The 21377-nt window shown below is 35.8% G+C and carries 15 protein-coding genes; 3 read left to right on the top strand and 12 right to left on the bottom strand.

Going from position 1 to position 21377, the window contains the following annotated elements; genetic code table 11:
• Window positions 1–44: 44 nt before the first annotated feature.
• The 4 genes from NEH74_RS08770 to NEH74_RS08755 all read right to left on the bottom strand — a co-directional run bounded on the left by NEH74_RS08770 (window position 45) and on the right by NEH74_RS08755 (window position 4193).
• Window positions 45–707, bottom strand: a complete 663-nt coding sequence (locus tag NEH74_RS08770; protein ID WP_147614341.1) for a Crp/Fnr family transcriptional regulator — start codon at window positions 705–707, stop codon at window positions 45–47.
• Between the two features lie 6 nt (window positions 708–713).
• Window positions 714–1718, bottom strand: coding sequence for a Gfo/Idh/MocA family protein (locus NEH74_RS08765; RefSeq protein ID WP_055304626.1), 1005 nt, complete (start codon window positions 1716–1718; stop codon window positions 714–716).
• A 203-nt stretch (window positions 1719–1921) separates the two neighbouring features.
• A complete protein-coding gene (brnQ, locus tag NEH74_RS08760) occupies window positions 1922–3202 on the bottom strand; it encodes a branched-chain amino acid transport system II carrier protein (protein ID WP_055304624.1) in 1281 nt (426 codons plus the stop codon).
• Window positions 3203–3248: 46 nt separating this feature from the next.
• Window positions 3249–4193 (bottom strand): TRM11 family SAM-dependent methyltransferase, encoded by a 945-nt coding sequence (locus tag NEH74_RS08755; RefSeq protein ID WP_070099766.1) that lies wholly within the window; start codon window positions 4191–4193, stop codon window positions 3249–3251.
• 198 nt (window positions 4194–4391) lie between these two features.
• Here NEH74_RS08755 and NEH74_RS08750 point away from each other — a divergent pair, with 198 nt between their 5' ends.
• Window positions 4392–6383: an aryl-sulfate sulfotransferase gene (locus tag NEH74_RS08750; protein WP_068758818.1), complete on the top strand. Its 1992-nt coding sequence runs from the start codon at window positions 4392–4394 to the stop codon at window positions 6381–6383.
• A 29-nt stretch (window positions 6384–6412) separates the two neighbouring features.
• On the opposite strand, the gene NEH74_RS08745 is transcribed toward NEH74_RS08750, so the two are convergent.
• The 5 genes from NEH74_RS08745 to NEH74_RS08725 all read right to left on the bottom strand — a co-directional run bounded on the left by NEH74_RS08745 (window position 6413) and on the right by NEH74_RS08725 (window position 11232).
• Window positions 6413–7633 carry a cation:proton antiporter gene (locus NEH74_RS08745; protein WP_055274972.1) on the bottom strand — a complete coding sequence of 407 codons (1221 nt, stop codon included), beginning with the start codon at window positions 7631–7633 and terminating at the stop codon, window positions 6413–6415.
• A 237-nt stretch (window positions 7634–7870) separates the two neighbouring features.
• Window positions 7871–8842: a hypothetical protein gene (locus NEH74_RS08740; protein WP_055304621.1), complete on the bottom strand. Its 972-nt coding sequence runs from the start codon at window positions 8840–8842 to the stop codon at window positions 7871–7873.
• Between the two features lie 224 nt (window positions 8843–9066).
• Window positions 9067–9630 carry a chromate transporter gene (locus NEH74_RS08735; RefSeq protein ID WP_055304619.1) on the bottom strand — a complete coding sequence of 188 codons (564 nt, stop codon included), beginning with the start codon at window positions 9628–9630 and terminating at the stop codon, window positions 9067–9069.
• Window positions 9630–10172 (bottom strand): chromate transporter, encoded by a 543-nt coding sequence (locus NEH74_RS08730; protein WP_055274967.1) that lies wholly within the window; start codon window positions 10170–10172, stop codon window positions 9630–9632. The genes NEH74_RS08735 and NEH74_RS08730 overlap by 1 nt, the downstream gene beginning before the upstream one ends.
• 142 nt (window positions 10173–10314) lie before the next feature.
• The gene (locus NEH74_RS08725; protein ID WP_055241402.1) at window positions 10315–11232 is read right to left on the bottom strand and encodes a manganese-dependent inorganic pyrophosphatase; all 918 of its coding nucleotides are present in this window, start codon (window positions 11230–11232) and stop codon (window positions 10315–10317) included.
• A gap of 153 nt (window positions 11233–11385) precedes the next feature.
• On the opposite strand from NEH74_RS08725, the gene NEH74_RS08720 reads away from it, so the two are divergent.
• Window positions 11386–13167 (top strand): M3 family oligoendopeptidase, encoded by a 1782-nt coding sequence (locus tag NEH74_RS08720; RefSeq protein WP_055241404.1) that lies wholly within the window; start codon window positions 11386–11388, stop codon window positions 13165–13167.
• A 197-nt stretch (window positions 13168–13364) separates the two neighbouring features.
• Window positions 13365–14660: an MFS transporter gene (locus NEH74_RS08715; RefSeq protein WP_262941281.1), complete on the top strand. Its 1296-nt coding sequence runs from the start codon at window positions 13365–13367 to the stop codon at window positions 14658–14660.
• Window positions 14661–14698: 38 nt separating this feature from the next.
• Here the strand turns inward: NEH74_RS08715 and NEH74_RS08710 are convergent, their stop codons facing one another.
• The 3 genes from NEH74_RS08710 to NEH74_RS08700 all read right to left on the bottom strand — a co-directional run bounded on the left by NEH74_RS08710 (window position 14699) and on the right by NEH74_RS08700 (window position 21209).
• Window positions 14699–15613 (bottom strand): alpha/beta fold hydrolase, encoded by a 915-nt coding sequence (locus NEH74_RS08710; protein WP_055241408.1) that lies wholly within the window; start codon window positions 15611–15613, stop codon window positions 14699–14701.
• A gap of 116 nt (window positions 15614–15729) precedes the next feature.
• Window positions 15730–16482, bottom strand: a complete 753-nt coding sequence (locus tag NEH74_RS08705) for a hypothetical protein (RefSeq protein ID WP_055274962.1) — start codon at window positions 16480–16482, stop codon at window positions 15730–15732.
• Between the two features lie 137 nt (window positions 16483–16619).
• Window positions 16620–21209, bottom strand: a complete 4590-nt coding sequence (locus tag NEH74_RS08700) for a PolC-type DNA polymerase III (RefSeq protein ID WP_055304614.1) — start codon at window positions 21207–21209, stop codon at window positions 16620–16622.
• Window positions 21210–21377: the final 168 nt, after the last annotated feature.

Genomic DNA, 21377 nt, shown 5'->3' with positions numbered 1-21377 from the left:
CACATTCAGGGAAAAAATAAAAAAAAGTAGCTCGACTTTTCGAACTACTCTTCACCACTTAACCATTGACGATTGATTTTAAAGGTTTTCCCCTTGACTTCACACAATCCCTCTTCTTTTAGTTCCCCTAACAGGCGACTAAATGTTTCTCTGCGAATACTGAGTAAATCAGCAATCTCTTGTTTAGTTACAGGAATTTTTACAAAGACATCGTCTGAAGAAGACATATGGGCAGTAGTAAAGCGTTGTAACCATTTTCTAAATCGCTCTTTCGCATCAATGAATACTTGGTCCGTTAATAATTGTTGAACACCTTCTAATCGACGATTGAGTTGTTTAAACCATTCTCGCGTTGCTACTTCAGTCGATAAAATTCCCGCTTCTAACGCCTCACGTGGAACTTTAACCACAATCGTTTCTTCAACAGCCATGGCTGTAGCAGGATAACGGTGAGGAGGATTAAATAACGTACTTAAGGCAACAAACTGCCCACCTTGATATAAAGAAAAGATTTTTTCTTGTCCCATCGATGACGTCTTTAATATTTTTAATGTTCCTTCACGAACAAAATAAATCGAATGCGCGATATCTTCTTGTCGAAATAAAGTTTCACCCTTTTTTAAAGTTATCTCTTGGGATACTCGCTCTAACTGTTCTAAATTCGTTGGATGAATATAGGCGAGTAAAGAATGTTGCTTCAGTTTCATCACCTCTTAATCAATTTCCTTTAAATCAGCTGGATAGACGAGCCCAATTTGAGAGCGAACTTCATCTAATACTCGCATGACTTCATACGAAAATTTAAATGAATTCACTGCTGATTCATGTTTTTGATTTAAAATGAGCTGAATAAATTCTTCGGCTTCATAAACCATATTCTGCTCCACTTGCGGTAATGTTATTTCCTCCACCTCACCATTTCGATAATGAATCGTGACCTGATCCATTTGATTAATTCGATCAATGATGATACTTCCCTCTTCACCTTGGATTTCGGCTGGAAGAGATGAGTTTGAAATTTTGGAGTACATAACGGTTCCTTGCATTTGTGGATATTCAAAAATCACTGACCCTTCTCCATCAACACCAGATTCTAACAGATGAGCACTTGCTTTAATCGCTAAAGGAGCGCCAAATAACGCAATCATAGGAGCAATGGTATACACACCGATATCGACTAATGCACCATTCGATAACTCAGGATTGAAGGCATTTAAAACTGTTCCAGCGCGATAGGCATCATAGCGTGATGAATACTGACAAAAGCTTGCAAAGTAACGGCGCACGGTTCCAATCTTAGACAACTGTTCTTGAATCACTTTAAAGTTTGGCAGTAACGTTGTCTTCATCGCTTCCATCAACAAAACATGATTTGCTTTTGCAGCTGCAATCATAGCTTCAACCTCTTTTAAGTTTGATGCTAATGGCTTTTCACACAATACATGCTTTTGATAATTTAAACACATAATCGCTTGCTTCGCATGTAAGGCATTAGGAGACGCAATATACATGGCATCGACTACATCACTCGTTAAAAGCTCTTCAAGATCTGTGAATATATGTTTCACCCCATATTTGGCAGCGAACGCTTGACCACGTGCTTCTGTACGTGAATAAACGGCACTTAATTCAAAGGCTTCACAATGAGATGCTGCTTGAATAAATTGATCGGTAATAATGTTAGTGCCAATAATTCCAAATCTAACTTTTTGTTTCATACTTATTTCCTCCACCTCTTCTTCATCTCTATCTATAACCTATATTAATTACATCAGACTTAAAATCATAAAACACCCTAATAACGACTGACTATAGAGGCAGTAAAATCTTTTTATGATGTACAAAAATCACGGCTTCTTACTTATTTAGCATAAAAAATAAAGGTCCCTCTGTCAAGTTGTTTGACAGGAGGGACTTTAAACTATTTCGTTGATTTCGTTAAAACAGTTGCCAGAATAAACGTGAAAATAGCTGGAATCATCCATCCAAGTCCTGCGGCATGAAGTGGTAAATATGTCATTAAGGCTGTTAGGCTTGAGATATTCATCATTGGTACTAGCGTTGTTAAAAGACTAACCACTAATGTGACATAAACCGTCCACGCGACCACTCGATCCGATTTCACCAAGCGTCCCATTAAAGTTAAGACGATTAAGACGATTACCAGTGGATAAATCACATCTAATGCCGGCCCAGCTAATGCTACAATAGAATCGACATCATTGGTTGCCATTAACACACTGATAACCGTTAAAATAATAGCATTGGCTACATAAGGAACACTCCCCTTAAAGAGCTTAGTAAAGAACTCTGCACTAGCACTTAATAAGGCAACTGCTGTCGTCAAACAAGCGAGTATGGCTGAAATACTTAAGAAGATAGTTCCGAATGATCCAAATACTTCCTTCACAATATACATGACTAATTGAGTGCGCGTAAATGATACATGCTCAAGACCTGAAGTTTGGGCACCTAAATACATTAAACCACCATAGATGATGGCTAATCCTAAAACGGCAATCATTCCCGCCATCATAATCACTTTCGAGATATCCTTATGATCCTTATATCCTTTTGATCGTACTGAGGCTAAGACAATCGATCCAAAAATCATAGCTGCAATCGCATCCATCGTTTGATAGCCTTCTTTAAACGATGAAACAAACGTCCCTTCTACCCCAAGCGGAGCAATGTCACCAATTGGCATAAAGATTCCTTTTACGACAATCGAAATTAACACGATTAATAAAACAGGGGTTAAAAATTTTCCAATTGCATCAACAATTGAGGTTGGTTTTAAAACAAAGAATAAGCAAACAGCAAAAAACACAACTGTTGTGATCAATGAATTAGCCGATGGGAATAACGTTACAATTCCTAATTCATACGTTGTTGAAGCCGTACGTGGAATAGCAATCACTGGACCAAGCGCTAAAATTAAGATGGCCGTTGACACCATCGCAAATCGTGGTCCAACACGAGAAGCTATTTTTTCAAACGATCCTTCCGCACGTGAACAGGCTAAAATCCCCAAAAGAGGAAGGCCCACTCCTGTTAATAAAAATCCAAATAAGGCTGGGACGAATTGATCCCCTACCGAATTTCCTAAAAACGGTGGGAAAATTAAATTTCCTGCACCAAAAAACATGGCGAATAATGCAAACCCAATGACTATTGAGTCTTTAAATAACTTACTTGTCATACTTTCCTCCTAGTTACTAATCTACGTTGTTCTGATCCATTTTTATTTAACAACACATCGTGATATAACGAACAAATTTCCCCTTCACAGCTTCGCATTGCTCCACAATTTCAAACCCTGCTTCTTTTAATTGTTCATCCATCTTTACTTGAGTCACAATAATTAATTGATCGGCAATGCGACGCGCCTCATTCATAATCATTTGTTGGATTTCCGGTGCAATGGGATTAAAATGTCCATATGGCAAATCAACGATTGCTAAATCATAATGTTCTTGAATCTCTTGAATATCTCCGATTTGAATCACATTTTCATAACCATAATGTTTTAAGTTCTCTTCCGCTTTCCATGCGACTTTAGGATTTAATTCATTCCCTACAATGTTTCCACCAACGGTTAACACTTCAAGTACGACAGTTCCTGCACCACAGCATGGATCAATAATTCGTTTCGTCAAATCACACCCTACTGCTAGATTGGCCACAGCACGTGAAACACGGACACTTAATGAAAATGAATAAGAATGCGGTTTATTTTCATGAGTAACCCATTCATTGGAATTAGGCTCTAACGTTCCAAAGAACCATTCCCCATTTAATTCCGTCAATCCAAGAAGTTGTTTAGGTTGATACATGTCCGCTTCTCCACCAATTAAAAAGCCAACACGTTTTAAACGTTCTAAACGTTCTTTATACTCTACCGTTTGCCCTTTAAATCGTAAGAATAGACACTTAAACGTTTCATAACTTAATGGATTCGCCTTTACTTGCTCATAAAGACCCTCATACGTTTCATGACGATATAAAATCGTTAAACGTTCTTTAATAAAGACACTACGAGAAGGATCAATATCAATTGGAGAAAAGAGATACTTATCCGTTAACTCTTGTCCAAATAAAACTTTCATTTCAAGCTTACATAACGATTCTTCACCTTCTGCATAATTAATTACATATAAATAACCTTGAATCGGTACTTCGTTTATCACCATTTAGTCGTCCTCTTCTTTTTAATCTCGTTGCATAAATGCTATTTTTCATTATAAAATACTCCCTTTGTAAATTGCAACAAAAAAAAACACGAAACGACATTCCCTTTTTCCGTTCCTAATCTCAAAAGGATTATCCCTTTTATATCATATCCTTTTATAGTAAAATAAAACGAAGTATTTGTTTAAGGAGGACTTTTTATGATCCCACGATTATTTCAAATAAGTTTTTTATTCTTATTCACCTTACTGACTGGTTGTGAAGCTACATCTATCACTATTGAGTCAACGTCACCCCCTCTAGAAGTCCAACATCAACTCGAACAAGATTGGTTAATTGAATTTGATGCGGGCAATTATACCATTGAAAATCCTTATCTGTTAAAGGATCCTTATCAAAATTCGCCCCTTTCTTATTTACTAATGTTTAAGACAGAAGAAGAGGCCATCGTCAGCTATGAAGTGGTCGGTCACACCCCACAACTATCATTTACTTACACCTCCCCCACTCCAACAAAAGAGCACTTTCTTATTTTAACGGGACTCTATGCAAATGAAATGAATACGATTCACTTACAGGCCACCTTAGAAACGGGAGAAGTACTAATGCATACGCTTCACCTTAAAACCGATCCTTTACCAAGTCAGGCCATCCATCCAAAGGTGACCCAGTTTAAAACGAATTCAGAGCAAACGAAACTTTATTTAGTATCGGATGATCACTATCACTATCTCATCGATGAAGCGGGAGACATTCGTTGGATTCAAAAGGCTTCATCCGGTTCCGTTACACCTCTAAAGGATGGTACGTTATTAACCTATGATGTCCCTGCTTTTTACTACTATCATCAGGCATTAATTGAGCGTAATTATTTAGGTCAGATTTTAAAACAAATGTATATTCCTGGCGCTGGTCATCATTCATTAGTTGAAACAGATGGTGGTGATTATTTAATCAATTCATCTGATAAATCAAATAACCGCTACATCGAAGATATCATCTATCTGCTCGACTCCAATACTGGAGATGTGTTAGAGACTATTAATTTGCGAGATTATCTCGATGTTTCCCGCTTTGAACAAACACTACCACAAGCCATTAAAGGGGATTACAATGATTGGTTCCATCTCAATTATGCCATGATAGATTCAAGTGACCAGTCGGTCATTGCTTCAGGGCGTTCACAAAGTATGGTCGTGAAAATCAATCCTGAGAAAAAAGAGATTAAATGGATTTTAGGAGCACCTGATGAGGTCAATGAAAGCTTACAACCTTATTTATTAACACCTGTGAATGAGCCATTTTCTTGGCCATTTGCCCAACATTCTGCTAAAGTCTTACCCGACCTTGATCGAAATCCAGAAACAACGGATTTGATCCTTTTTGACAACCATGTCGATATCGGTGTTTTTCCTAGAAAATTTTATCCAGATTTAAATCAATATAGTCGTGCCGTCCACTATCGAATTCATGAATCTGATTTGACCATTGAACAACTTTGGTCATTTGGAGAAGAGTTGAACCCGCCTCTCTGTTCAACCATTATTAGTGAAGTTGATTACTTGCCAATGAATGAGTCGATGCTTGTTTTATTCGGATTCATTCAACAAGGAAATCAAACGGGTGGGAAACTCTTTGAGGTCGATGTCCATGATGCGTCATCGATTATATTTGAAATGGAACTTTTAGCTGAAGGTATTAATCATATCTATACGAGTGAAGCCTTAGACATGAGTGATTTAAATTTAACAATCGAATTTACTCCAATCTCAAGTTTGAGTAAAGTTAATTTAAACGTTCAAAAAGAAACGCCGCTTTTACCTGAGTCATTCACTAAAAAAAGATTGGATTCATCACTTATTCAAACAATGACCTTAACTGATTCGGTATTATTTTTGGATACCTATCTCATGAAAGAGCAAATCACAGATGAATTAACACTGGTCCTAACCAATGTGAATGAAGAGCGCTATACTTATAGTATTTCTCCCACAGATTGCTTCTTGGTAACGATGGATGATTCCATTCCTCGCCTTCCTTCCGCTTATAAACGAGCACTGAAAAAAGAGAACCTTTATCGGGTGATCGATCGAACGGATTTAAGTCTATTACCTTCAGATGTTTATACCGTCTCTTTTTTCACGAATCAAACCCTTTACGAAACCTCTTATAAACTTCATCTTCAACATTAAAAAAGTGGTGCTACTGAGTAGCACCACTTTTATGATTGAATTAACTTTGATTTTTTATGAAGCTCAGAATCAGATTCTTTATTAGAACTAAAAACTAATTTTAATAAAATCGGAGTCAGAATAGTGGTCACAACGACCATGATAACCACCGGTCCAAAAAAGGTTGCACCCATCAATCCTAACGCTGCTCCCTTACTGGCAACAATCAATGCGACTTCACCGCGCGAGATCATTCCAACTCCGATTTGTACACATTCTCGATTCGAATATTGACAAAGTTTAGCCCCTATCCCACAACCAATAATTTTAGATATAATAGCAATAATCACTAATATAACTGTAAATATTAATAATTCACTACTCATCTCACTTAAATCTACTTGAATTCCAATACTGGCAAAGAAAATGGGCGAAAGTAACATATAAGAAATCGTTTCAAATCGAGAATTAATATACTGAGCACATGGTGTATTCGATAAAATCAAGCCTGCAATAAAGGCTCCCGTTATGTCTGCAACACCAAAAAATTCTTCTGCACAAAATGAAAGTAACAAACAAAAAACAAAAGCAATAATCACAAAGCGTCTCATATCTTTTTGATAAGCTCTGACCCAATGATTATAAAACTGATAAAATAAAACGCCCGCACCAATCGCAAAAACAAAAAATAAGGCAACCTTGCCTAATACAAGGGCAATATTAACCGAATCATCCGCACAGCTTGTGACAATCGTCAAAGCTACAATTCCTAAAATATCATCAATAATCGCTGCTCCTAAAATGGCATTACCAGCACGTGTATTTAATTTTCCTAACTCTTTTAACGTTTCAACCGTAATACTAACAGAGGTCGCCGTTAAAATAACCCCAATAAAAATATTTTGTAATAAATGACTAACCTCTTCTGGTGAACTTTCTTGATTAAAAATAGAAGCAATGCCCAGTCCCCCGACTAAAGGAACTAATACTCCAAGTAATGCAATAATAAATGATGCTTTTCCTGTCTTTTTTAACTCTGTTAGATCTGTTTCAAGTCCCGCTGTGAACATCAAGACAATGACACCTAGTTCCGCAACTTGCTTGATAAAATCTGTTTCGTGTAACACATTTAACATCGCAGGCCCTAATACTAGCCCTGCTAATAAGGCTCCAACCACTTGTGGCATCGAAAACTTTTTCGTTACTAAACCAAAAACTTTTGTACTCAACAGAATTAATGCCATATCAAATAAATACTTATATGATAGCATACCCACTCATCTCCATTACTTAGATTTTACTCATTTTCCCTATTGAATTTTGATTGACTTCGTCTTTTCTAATCAAACTTTCCCCCTTTATATCCGAATGGTTATTAACCCTAGTAATATAACATGTCGTTCACGTAAATTCGCTCACGATTTGTCGAAACATCGATTAAAATCGTGAATACGCCTTCATTTATATCCATCAAAAAAGCATGATCTGGTTATGATCATGCTTTTCGTTTATTTAACTAAGCGATTATATAATTCAACAATCTGTGCTTCTAACTGTGCTAAAACAGCAATTGATGTAAACTGAACACGACTCGTATAAGCCTCGCTCTTAGCCGGCGTATCAAAGACTAATCCTAAAGCTTCAACCTCAGCTTGAGATAAATAAGTTAGAACATAATGTTTACGTCCGGTTAATTTCAAACGTATCATCACACGACTCTTTAAATAAATCGTTAAATACTTTCCAACCGTCTTGAAAGATAGGTTCTCGACCTCACAATGATTCATTCTTAAAATCATTTTAATAGTCTCAAATACCTGTTCCTCTAAAGAAAGTGTCTGCTGGGCCGATTCTTCTTGAACATCGTCTAATTTTTCTGCTTCTGTCTCTTCTTGAGTTTCTTCTACTTCAGTCACTTCTGTTTCTTCTTGAGTTTCTTCTACTTCAGTCGCTTCTGTTTCTTCTTGAGTTTCTTCTAATTTAGTCGCTTCTGTTTCTTCTTGAGTTTCTTCTAATTCAGTCGCTTCTGTTTCTTCTTGAATTTCTTCTAATTCAGTCACTTCTACGTCCTCAATTTGACTAGACTCATTGATGACCACTATTTCTTCGATTTGTGTTAATTGCTGTCCTTCTTCTACTAAAGCTTCAAGTGCTGCTTCAACCTCAGCAACTGAGACATCTTTACTTAACATCAACTCTTCATTTTCTGCTAAAGACCTTCCTTCTTTAAAGTCTTTCTCAGGATTAATCATCGGAACAGTATTGACGTATAATGATTTAAACTCATCCATTTTACCTAAGCCAATTCGGATTCCTAAAACAGACAGGAAACTAATAATTAAACAAGCTGTACTAATAAATGCAGACGATAACGTCAAGAAAAAGCCGATGACACTACTAATTAAAATGACTAAAAAACAAACCGTCATTTTTCGGAACCATGTATATTTTTGGCTCCATTTATCAACTTCACTTAACAATGAATTCACCTCTTATCAAATTACAAATGGCACATATGCCTTTCTCTTCTAAATATATCGTATTTTTACATATTTTCATATACAATTTTCTCATAAATCGACAAAAAATATAACTTTTAGCTCAATTAGAAATGAATAACTAGATAATATAGGATAATACTGGTTTGTAATCCTTTTTATTAGAAATAAAAAAGATAGAAGGTTTTCTCCTTCTATCCAAATGGTTATAATCCAATAATAACTCCAACCAGAGCTCCAGCTGCAATAAAGAGAATTGGATGTTTATTAATTTTATTCGTAATAACGTATAAAACAATAAATAAAAGAGCTGCTTTGAAATCTAAAAAATCCGCCCAATGATGCGTCACATTAAATTTATCAAGTGTTAAAACTGAAATCTTAAACACACCAAATCCCGCAACAGCAATTAGTCCGGTAACAGCTGGTCGTAAGGCATAAAACACAGATTGTACAGCTTTACTCTCTTTAAATTTATTTAAAACATGGGCCACAATAATAATGATAATAACGGATGGCATAACTAATCCAATGGTTGCAATTAATCCACCTAAAATTCCACCCGCATTAAAGCCAGCATAAGTTGCCATATTAATCCCAATTGGACCAGGTGTTGATTGAGAAACGGCAATCATGTTTCCAAGCATCGCTTCATCAAACCAAGTATATTTTTCTGCTAGTTCATATAAGAAAGGTAAGGTCGCAAGTCCGCCACCGACGGCAAATAATCCAATCTTAAAAAATTCCAAAAATAAAATGAAATACGTCATTATGCTCTCTCTCCCTTTCTCCCTTTGACTAACAATCCCACGATAGCAGCTGAAATCACAATAAATACCGGTGAGATATTCGTTAAAATTCCAATGGCAATCGTAACTAGTACGATTCCAAGACACACTTTATCAATAACCGATCCTTTCCATAACTTAATCACCGCATTTAAAACAAGCACACAAACAGCCACACGAATTCCATTAAAAGCATGTTGAACTATCTCAAATTCTGCAAACGTCTGTAAAAAAGCAGCTAAAATCATAATAATCACTAAAGATGGAAACACAACACCTGCTGTTGCAACAATCGCCCCCAAAATTCCATGATGTTTATAACCAATAAAAGTGGCTGTATTAACAGCGATGACACCTGGCGTACATTGTCCAACAGCATAGTAATCCATCACTTCTTCTTCAGTCGCCCACTTTTTCGTTTCTACCACTTCTTTTTGTAACATTGGTAACATGGCATAACCACCACCAAATGTTAAACCACCAATGCGACAAAATGTCCAAAACAAATCGATATAATCGTTCATAAATGAACCTCCCAAAAATAATTTCATTCAATATTATATCTCAAATTTTATATTTTAAAAGAAATTTTAACCATTCCTTGTGGATAAAATAGTTTTCAATAAAAAAAGAGGACTTTTAAAAGTCCTCCCTAATACTTATTAATTAAGCAATACGATCCATCACTGGAACGATTTGTTTTTTACGAGAAACAACACCTTCAAGTAAAGCTGTGTTTTCTGTTAATTCAACATTAAATGCTTTTTCAACGATATCCGTACGTTCACCTAATGCGATTACTTGTGAATTACTATTTAAGATATCTGTGATGACAGCGACGAATAAGTTTAATCCTTTTTCTGCAATAATGGCTTGCATTTGCTCTTCTAACTCAGCTTTACGAGTCATCATATCTTCAATGCTAACCACGTTGATTTGTGCAATTTCAACCGTTGATGATCCCATTGGGAATACTTTAGCATCAATCCCTAATAATTGACCTGCTGTTAAATCAGAAAGATCAGTTCCTGCTTTTAACATTTCTAATCCGTAAGTCTCAACATCTAATCCTGCGATTTGCGCTAACTCACGGCACGCTTTTTCATCTTGTGGTGTACAAGTTGGTGATTTGAATAATAATGAGTCTGAAATGATCGCACTTGCCATTAATCCTGCGATTTTAGGCTCGATTTCGATTCCATTTTCTTTATACATTTTATATAAAATTGTTCCTGTACATCCAACTGGCTCTGCACGATAGAATAATGGTTCAGATGTTTGGAAGTTTGCAATACGGTGATGATCAACAACCATTTTGATTGTTGCTTTTTCAATTCCGTTTGCACTTTGGTTAAATTCGTTGTGGTCCACTAAAATAACTTCATCATTTTCAGTAACTTCTTCAATTAACGTTGGAGCTTCCACTTGAAAATGATTTAAAATGTATTGAGTTTCTTTATTAACATCACCTAAACGGCAAGCTTTCACGTCCATACCTAATTTTGTTTGTAAGTCAGTCATGACTAAAGTAGATGTAATTGAATCCGTATCTGGATTTTTATGTCCGAATACTAATGTAGCCATTGATTCATTCCTCCTTCTGAATTTTCACTTCTCTTATTTTACACTATATTGCTAAAAAACTCATCGCCTTTTACTCCAAATTTACAATTTTTCAATCATATTTTACCTCAAATCGGTTTAGACTACTAAGAGAATGAATAAAGGAGGCGTTTTATGGAAACGACTTGGAGCTTAAAAGAATTATATGAATCATTTGAAAGTGAAGACTTCTTAAATGACTTAAATACCGTTGATGACCTCATCAAGCGCTATGAAACGTATGCACAATCTCTATCTAATATAGATAAAAATGAAGTCAAAAAGCTAGAAGAGTATCTAGAATTTCAAATTGAAATGGCCAGCTTATTTCAACGACTCTTCTCATTTTGTTCCTTAACTTTAAGCACTAATACAAGTGATGAAAAAGCATTAAAATACTCAGATATTTTAAATGAAAAAAGTAGTGCTTTAGCTTCAAGTGAAGCAAAAGTTAATCATTGGATTGGGTCTTTAAAAAATATCGATTCCTTTTTATCTCAATCAGAGGCATTAAAAGACCATTCCTTTTTATTCCATGAGATTCAACAATTCAGCGCTCATTTATTAAGTGATAAAGAAGAAGCTATTGTGGCTAAATTACAAAATACAGGTTCCATTGCGTGGTCAAAGTTAAAAGATATGTTGACATCTAAGCTCATGGTTGATGTCCCGCTCCAGGATGAGGTTAAATCCATGCCACTCACCATGGCACGAAATCTCGCACACGATAAAAATCCTGATATCCGTAAAGCGGCGTATGAAGCTGAATTAAAAGCCTATGAAAAAGTGGATGATAGTTTAGCTGCTTGTTTGAGCAACATTAAAGGCGAAGTCATTACATTATGTAAATGGCGTGGCTATGAATCTGCCCTTGAAGAAACACTTTTAAAATCTCGCATCACAAAAAAAACATTAGATGCGATGCTCGCTGCCATCGTAGAAGCCCTACCTCATTTTCGTGACTTTCTAAAAACAAAAGCAAAATGTCTAGGTCATAAAAACGGTCTTCCATTTTATGATTTATTTGCTCCACTTGGAACTCACACTCAAACCTTTGACTATGAACAAGGAACACAATATGTTCTAAAATTATTTAAAACCTTTTCTGACGAACTGGCTGAGTATGCCAAAGAGGCGATGGAAGGGGCTTGGATTGATGTTTATCCCAAACAAGGAAAAGTAGGTGGTGCCTTCTGCTCAAACTTACACATCATTAAACAAAGTCGTTTCTTATTAAATTATGGCGATCAATTTAGTGATGTCATTACGATGGCTCATGAGCTCGGACACGGATTTCATGGCTATTGCTTAAATGAAGAAAGTATCTTAAACTCTGGTTATCCTATGCCTTTAGCTGAAACAGCGTCAACCTTCTGTGAAACCATCGTTAAAAAGGCTGCGATTAAAGGTGGTGACGAGGAACAAGCGTTTGCTGTTTTAGAACAAGAATTAACAGACGCCACTCAAATCATCGTCGACATTTATAGCCGTTATTTATTTGAAACTGAACTCTTCAAACGCCGAGAAGAAAGTTCAGTTGGGGTTAAAGAATTAAATGAAATGATGATTAAAGCTCAAAAAGAATCCTATGGTGATGGCCTTGATCCCAATTATTTACACCCTTATATGTGGGCATGTAAACCTCACTATTACGATGCTTCTTCTAACTTCTATAACTTTCCTTATGCCTTTGGGTTATTATTTGCAAAAGGTCTATATGCCAAATATGAAGAACAGGGCGAAGACTTCCCTAAAGCTTATAAAAACCTTTTGGCAGTAACGGGTAAACTATCGGCTAAAGAAGTCGCTCAAACAATGGATATTGATATTGAAGATCAAGCCTTTTGGAAAAAATCACTCGATTTAATCATCGAAGATATTGAATATTTTAAACAATTAGCTCAAAAACGATTTTAATTAAGTCTATTCAACAGCAACCACGATGAGTTGCTGTTTTTTATTCGCTAAATCAGTGAAACTCCCTCCCACTAAATTGAGATGAACCTATCAGCAACCTTAAAATAATTAATAGAAAAAATGGTTTTTATTGCCTTTTTTCTCTTTATCATCCATAATAAGTGGTAAATGAATTTTAATTTCAAAGGAGAATCATTATGAAAAGTTATAACTTTTATAAATGGAGAATTTGGATTATTTTAACCTTTTCATTTGTCCTTTCTCTCTTCCATCGCGGATCCATGGGTGTCATTTCATCCCCTATGAGTGCGGACTTAAATGCAACTGCTACACAAGTTAGTAATATTGCCTCGGTAACCTTTTATACATATGCTTTAATGCAAATTCCTGCTGGATTGTTACTAGATCTTTACGGATATCGTAAAATCAGTGGTTTTGGTGTCTTACTAACAGGAATCGGATCAATTTTACTCGGAATAACTCCATCCATATCTCTCGCGTATATGGGACGACTACTTGTTGGACTTGGAACGTCCGTTATTTTTATTTCTGTCTTAAAAGCCCAAAGTATTTGGTTTAACCAGCGTGAATTTACGCGTGCTTCAGGACTCCTTTCATTTATTGGGAATATGGGGGGGATGCTTGCTACATTTCCACTTGCCATTTTAGTGGCTTACATGGGGTGGCGTGGTTCAATGACTTGGATGGGATTCCTTTGTGTCATTATCTCACTGTTAATCTTTATCTATGTTAAAAATCATCCTAACGATTATGGATTCGAAGCAAAAGGAAAAACAGGTATTTCACAAAAGATTAATTTGAAACAAGCATTGAAAACGGTCCTCTTAAATCGTTCCATTTGGCGTAATTTCTTTGCCCTGTTCACATTAGTCGGTTGTACGACTGCTTTTTCTGGTGTTTGGGGGGTCAACTATTTATCAACTGTCTATCACCTAACTGAAACAAAAGCTTCATTTTATATTTCCTTTATTCTTATTGGGTTAATTGTTGGTTCATTATGTATTAATAAAATTCTAAACTGGTTTAAATATCAAATCTCACTTTGCCAGCGCATTGCTTCGACTCTAATGACACTTTGTTGGATCTACTTTTTAATCATAGCCAATGGACAACCACCTCTTTCCATCCTACCGATTTTACTATTTATGATAGGATTTTTCGCCACCGCACACATCCTATCCTTTACTGATATTACAAATTACTGTACACCTGATAACAATGGGCTGGCTAGCAGTTTTATTAATGCTGGGGAGTTTATCGCAAGCTCACTCATCACCTTATTAATTGGTACTTTTCTTGATTTAACTTATGTCGGAAGCAGCACAGACGCTGTCCGTTACTACAGTGCTAGTCAATATAAACTATGTTTCTTTATTTTCCTATTTATTTCAGCTTTAGGGATTTTAACTAGTTTTATTAGTTGTAAACAAGAACAGAAAAAATCCTCCTCAACGCTGACAACCACTCATTAATAAAATAAAAACCAGAGATCGAATCTCTGGTTTTTATTTTATATCGCTTCTTCTAGCCATTGATGAATTTCTTCATAAACGATGTTTTTTTCTTTTTCATTTAAAATTTCATGACGCATTTTCTGATATAATTTATAATTAATATCAACTAATCCAGCGTCTTTCATAACTTCATAAGCTTTGATAACCATTTGACCATATCCACCAACGGGATCATCTTCACCTGATAATAATAAAACAGGCAAATCATATGGCATTTTTTTTATATTCTTCTCATTTGTTATATACAATAAGCCAGTAAATAAATCTTCAAATCCTGCAGTAGTAAAAACAAACCCACAACTTGAATCAGCACAAAATTGTTCCACGATACTCTCATCATAACAAATCCAATCACTTGGCGTTTTAGCATTTTCAATGTGTTGATTAAAGGTTCCATATGATAATCGGTGAATCAAAGGACTACGATATCTTGAACCTTTGATACGTTTGATTATTTTAGCAGCTATTTTTCCTGCGACTAATTGATATTTTGGTTCATGTGCCGTTCCAGTTAAAATCAAGCCATTAATCGTCTCTCCATAATCAATCGCATAATGTCTTGCTAAAAATGATCCCATACTATGACCTAACATAACAATTGGTAAATCTGGATGTTTGGCATGAATTAAATCATTAATCGATTTTAAATCATCCACCATTTTACTCCATCCGTTAGTTTCGCCAAAATATCCATAATCATCTGCACTCTTCACAGATGCTCCATGTCCACGATGATCATTCGCATAAACAACATAGCCTTGGCTGATTAAATAAGCAATAAACTGCTCGTAACGCATCGTATGTTCACAAGAACCATGAACTAATTGAATCACTCCACGTGTTCGAATTTCTGCTTGTGGCTCATAGACATAAAGTTCTATGTCATAACCATCTACCATTTGAACTTTCAAGAATGTGGCCCCCTTCATATTACATATGTATACTGTACCATAATTTCAAAGGGAAGCCAACTCTTTCACTAGACTGGGCCATTGTTTTTTAATCTTTTATACTGTTTTCTCATCAATTATTCGAAATCCGTTTCATTTCCTACAACAATTTGATAAGGAACAAACTTCCCGTCTTGATACGTTAAATAAACTTCAACAATACCTAAATTATCTACCGTTGCAATTCCAACAATTCGTTGTGAGGCTACTAAGCTATAAGCATCTTGTCCCCTTGGAGTCATAATTGGATATAATCCACCTAACGGCAACACATCTCCTCTTAAATTTTCTTTAACTTTTCCTTCAGGAGTATAGTACTTATCTAATAGCTCTTTATCTTTTGTTGAAAGATCCAGTTTATAGGTTTGATTAATGGTGTTATTTTTAACGATGACTCCATAGTTATTCGTAAAACTAATACTCCAATCATATAAATCATTCAAATCATTATAATCGAGTAACTGGACTGGCTTTTTATCTTTAAAACTATAAATGTAATAATAATGAATATTTCCACTTCCACCAGAACTAATTGAGACATAAATATCATTAATATCGTCTTGATTAAAATCACCTAAAAAAAGTGTACTACCATAACCACCATTTAAATCAAGAGTTTTTTCCGTGACTTCGCTCGTCACACCATCAACGACAAAAATTGTAATATCCTCTTGGTAAATCGCATCTGAACTTTTTTTATTTCCTGCAAGATAAATAAAGTCATCCACTTGATCTCCTGTCACATCCGCTATTTTACGATCAAAAATATAAGGAGCATCAACCTCGACGGCTAATTCAATCTGAGGAGGAATATAAGCTTCTAAAAACATCTCAACAATCTCCTTTCCAATCTAAACTAACCTTAGTATGAGTGATTAACGGGAATCTATGAATTTTTTTGTATATATTAACAATTTAATTTTATGATTATTAAAAAAGAGGTCCCCCAAAAGTGGACCTCTTAAGATTAGAATAATGTCATTTGGTTACTTGGTGGTTGAACCGATGCTTTAGCTGGCTTATCATTCCCTAATTCCATGTCTCCAAAGACATTCATTAATTGTAATTTTTCGATTAATGTTTTTGAAACTTTTCCACGTGTTTGAACGTCTTTAATCGTTTTAAAGGGTTCTTCTTCACGAGCAGCTACGATTTGACGCGCTACGTTCTCCCCTAATCCGTCTAAAGCGGTAAATGGTGGAATTAATGATTTTTTATCTTCTGAAATTTTGAAATCAACCGCTTGTGATTCCTCAATATTAAAGTTTTGGAAATAGAAGCCACGCTCTGTCATTTCAAGCGCAATTTCTAAAATCGTGACTAAGTTTTTCTCTTTTGGTGTCGCTTCAAATCCTTTTTCTTCAATTTCATCTAGACGTTTACGAATCGCATCTGGCCCCTTAATCATGGTTTCCATTTCAAACACATCTGCACGTTTTGAGAAGTATGCACAGTAATAATAAATTGGATGATGAACTTTAAACCAAGCAATACGTATTGCCATTAAAACGTAAGCTGTCGCATGGGCTTTTGGGAACATGTACTTAATCTGACCACATGACCAAATATACCATTCTGGAATATTATGCTTACGCATTTCTTCTTCAAATTCTTTCCATCCATCTGGCACTTTACTTGCCATTCCTTTACGAACAAACTCCATAATTTTGAAGGCTAAGGCTGGTTCTAACCCACCATACATTAAGTAAACCATGATATCATCACGACATCCGATAACATTCTTAAATTCAATCTTACCAAATTTATCGTACTTACCTGCTACTAAATCAGCCGCATTATTTAGCCAAACATCTGTTCCATGTGATAGACCCGAAATTTTAACTAACTCAGCAAATGTTTTTGGTTTTGTATCTTCAAGCATGTTACGAACGAATGGGGTTCCAAACTCAGGTACTCCATATGATCCCGTCGTTGAACGAATTTGCTCTGGCGTCACACCTAATGATTCCGTTGAATAAAACAGTTTGTAAACCTCGGGATCATCTGTTGGAATATCTTTTGGATCAATACCAGAAATATCTTGTAAATAACGAATGACCGTCGGATCATCGTGCCCAAGAATATCAAGTTTTAATAAGTTATCATGAATTGAGTGGAAGTCGAAATGTGTGGTACGCCATTCTGCTGTTGGATCATCTGCTGGATATTGAATGGGTGTGACATCATAAATATCCATGTAGTTTGGTACAACGATAATTCCACCCGGGTGCTGTCCTGATGTACGACGAACCCCTTCACATCCTTTGGCTAAACGTTCAATTTCAGCGGTACGCATCTCTTTATGTGTATCCTCAATAAATCCTTTAACATACCCAAAAGCTGTCTTTTCAGCAACCGTACCAATCGTTCCGGCACGGAAAGCAAAATCATCACCGAAGACTTCACGGCAATATAAATGAGCGACGGGTTGGTATTCACCTGAGAAGTTTAAATCGATATCGGGAACTTTATCTCCTTTAAATCCAAGGAAGGTCTCGAACGGAATATCATGTCCATCTTTACGCATTTTCGTTCCGCAATGTGGACAATTCGCATCTGGTAAGTCAAATCCAGATTCCGCATTGGCTAAAATATCCTGGAATGGTTCTTCTTCTTTACGAATCCCATAACGCCCTTTTTCATCTTCATTCATCTTAAAGGCAGAGAATAAACAGTTCGGACATCGATAATGCGGTGATAAAGGGTTAACTTCAGTAATATCCATTAATGTGGCTACGAAAGACGATCCAACTGAACCACGAGAACCTACTAAGTACCCATCGTCGAGTGATTTCTTAACTAACATGTGTGAAATATAGTAAATAACAGCGAATCCATTACCAATGATACTATTTAATTCTTTAATGAGGCGGTCTAATACATACTGTGGTAATTCTGATCCATACCATTCATACGCACGCTCATAACACATCTCACTTAAACGATCTTTGATACTTGGAATCCCTTTATCTTTTAAGAAATCATCTGCAGGCGTAAATAACTCATCTTTAATCGCTTTAATCATCTCACATTGATCGGCAATCATATTTGGATTTGTTACAATGATTTCTTTTTGTTTTTCTTCACTCAAGAAGTGGAAATCATTAAACATCTCATCCGTTGTTCTAAAATGCATACTTGGAATCGATTTAATATCTGGATGATTTAACGGATGACGTCCACCTCCGATTGATGGTGTGCGTGTATAAATCTGACGATATATTTTATCTTCACGATTTAAGTGATGAACATCTCCTGTGGCGCAGACTGGGATATTTAACTCTTCACCAACTTTGATAATACGTTCAATCGTTTGAATAATATACCCTGCCATCTCTTTTGAATTTAAATCAATTAAATGTGAATAAACTTCTGGAGGTTGAACTTCTAAGTAGTCGTAAAACTTAGCTTTTTCTTTTAATTCCTCGTATGATTTATTGATTGCTGTTTCAAAAACCTCACCATTGACACAACTACTTCCAATTAATAACCCTTCACGATGAGCTTCTAAGTAGCTACGACGAATACGCGGCTGACCATATAAGTCGTTTGTCATCGATTGAGAAACGACTTTAAATAAGTTTTTAAATCCAACTTCATTTTTTGCTAAAATGGTTACATGCGTAGAATAATCGAGCTTAAACGATGTATCTTTATCCACTAGGTTATTAATTTCATCATGCGTCTTAATACCTAGCTTCATCATATCTTTAAGTAATAAGATAAAGGCTTGACCTGTGGCACGTGCATCGTAAATGGCACGGTGATGTTGAGTTAATTCTACCTTAAAGAATTTCGATAGCGCCTTTAAGTTAAATCGTTTCATCTTACGCTTAAATTTTTCATCAATGGTTGCATCTGTCGCATAATTCCAATACACCCCAAATTGGTGGTGATACATCACACGAGCTGCAGCCAGTGTATCAATGACAGGATTTGTACATGGACCTAAATTAAAGCGTTTATAGGTAGCATGTAAATGCCCCATATCAAAGGCTGCATTATGAGCAACTAAAATACAGTCTTCTGACCAAGCTTTAAAGCGGCGCATGACATCCTCAAGTTCAGGTGCATGATCAACATCACTTTGTAAAATATGAGTTAATTCAATTGTTTTTAACGAAAGTTTACGATGAGGGTTTGCAAAGTCTGAAAACTCATCAATAATCGCACCATTTTTAATTTTTACCGCTGCAATCTCAATAATCACATCATAATTTGTCGAAAAACCAGTGGTTTCGACGTCATAAACGACATAGGTAGCATCATTTAAATTTAACGGTTGTTCATCCCAAGCAATTTTCGGTTCATCTTCAACTAGATAACCTTCAACGCCATAAATGACTTTAATATCATTTTTCTTTGCGGCATGATAAGCGTCAGGAATTGCCTGAACAACACCATGATCCGTTAAAGCAATCGCTTTATGTCCCCACTGTGCCGCTTGCTTAATGTAATCTGCAATATCGGTTACGCCATCCATCGCACTCATTTTTGTATGGACATGAAGCTCCACACGCTTTTCACCTTCTGGTGCTAGATCTTTACGAGGTTCTGTTTTAGCATCAATCACGTTTGCTGCATTTACCATCATACTTAACTCTTTTGAGAATGAGTCAAATTGAATACGTCCACTCACACGAACCCAATTACCTTTTTTCAAAATTTTAGGAACCATTTTTTTCATTTCTGCTGATTTAGCAAACATTTTAATATAAATCGAATCCGTATAATCTGTAAATTTAGCCGTAATTAACATCATCTCACCATTTCGGATATCGCGTGTTTCTGCATCAAAGATATATCCTTCTAAAATACAGCGACTCATTTCATCATCAATATCTTTACAGTTCATCGGAGTTCCATTAATCGGTCCTCCAATTGATGTCTCTGTCACTTCTGGCTCTTTTCGCGAATATCCTCCGCGACTTCCACCATAACCTCCACCTTCACCACGATAAACCGGTTTTTGTGGCTCCGCCTCTGGTTCAATAGGCTTTGGAATTTCTACAATTGGTGGTAATGACGTTTCTCGCTCTGTTAAAATATCTGCATCTGAAAGAGCATCTTCTGAATAAATTGGTCGAACCTGTTTAATTGGGAACCCAAAGCGTTCATAACTTTGCTGAATCTTAGTCGCATACTTTTGTTGAATTTCATTATAATATTGCTCATCCTTAACAGCGATTTGTAACTCATCACCTACAACAGAAGCTTTAAAGCTCTCAAGACAGCGAATTAATAAATCTTGACGGCTTAAATATTCAATCATCAGCGGCCAATATTCTAAAATTTGCTCGTCACTTGGTCGACTTAAATAACGAATCGTAAATGTTGCTTGATTCACTGTTTGAATACGACCAAATGTGTGATCAAATCGTGAATAAAACTCATAAAAAGCTGCTGAAATAAGCGGTGTATCAAACGTTAAATGAAAAAGTAATGCTTGACGCTTACGAAAAACATCTACTTTCTCAATCGTTTTTTCTTCAAATAAAAAAAGTTGATGCTCCGGATATTGAATTTGTTCCAATAAAATTTGCATCTGTTTTTGCATACGGGGCTCCCCCTTTTCTATATAAAAGACTAGTTAGTCATAACTAATACATTTTATCATTATTTGACGATTATTTCATCATTAAAATTTAACCAACCATGACTCTAAGTTATTATGGATTTTTTTAATTGATATAAAAAAAGTTCCCTCAAAAAGAGAGAACTTTTC

Source organism: Turicibacter sp. GALT-G1 (assembly GCF_025594995.1).
GTDB classification, from domain to species: Bacteria; Bacillota_I; Bacilli_A; order MOL361; family Turicibacteraceae; genus Turicibacter; species Turicibacter bilis.
Note: the sequence above shows the minus strand (reverse complement) of the source record. Positions and strands in the feature narration are given on the sequence as shown.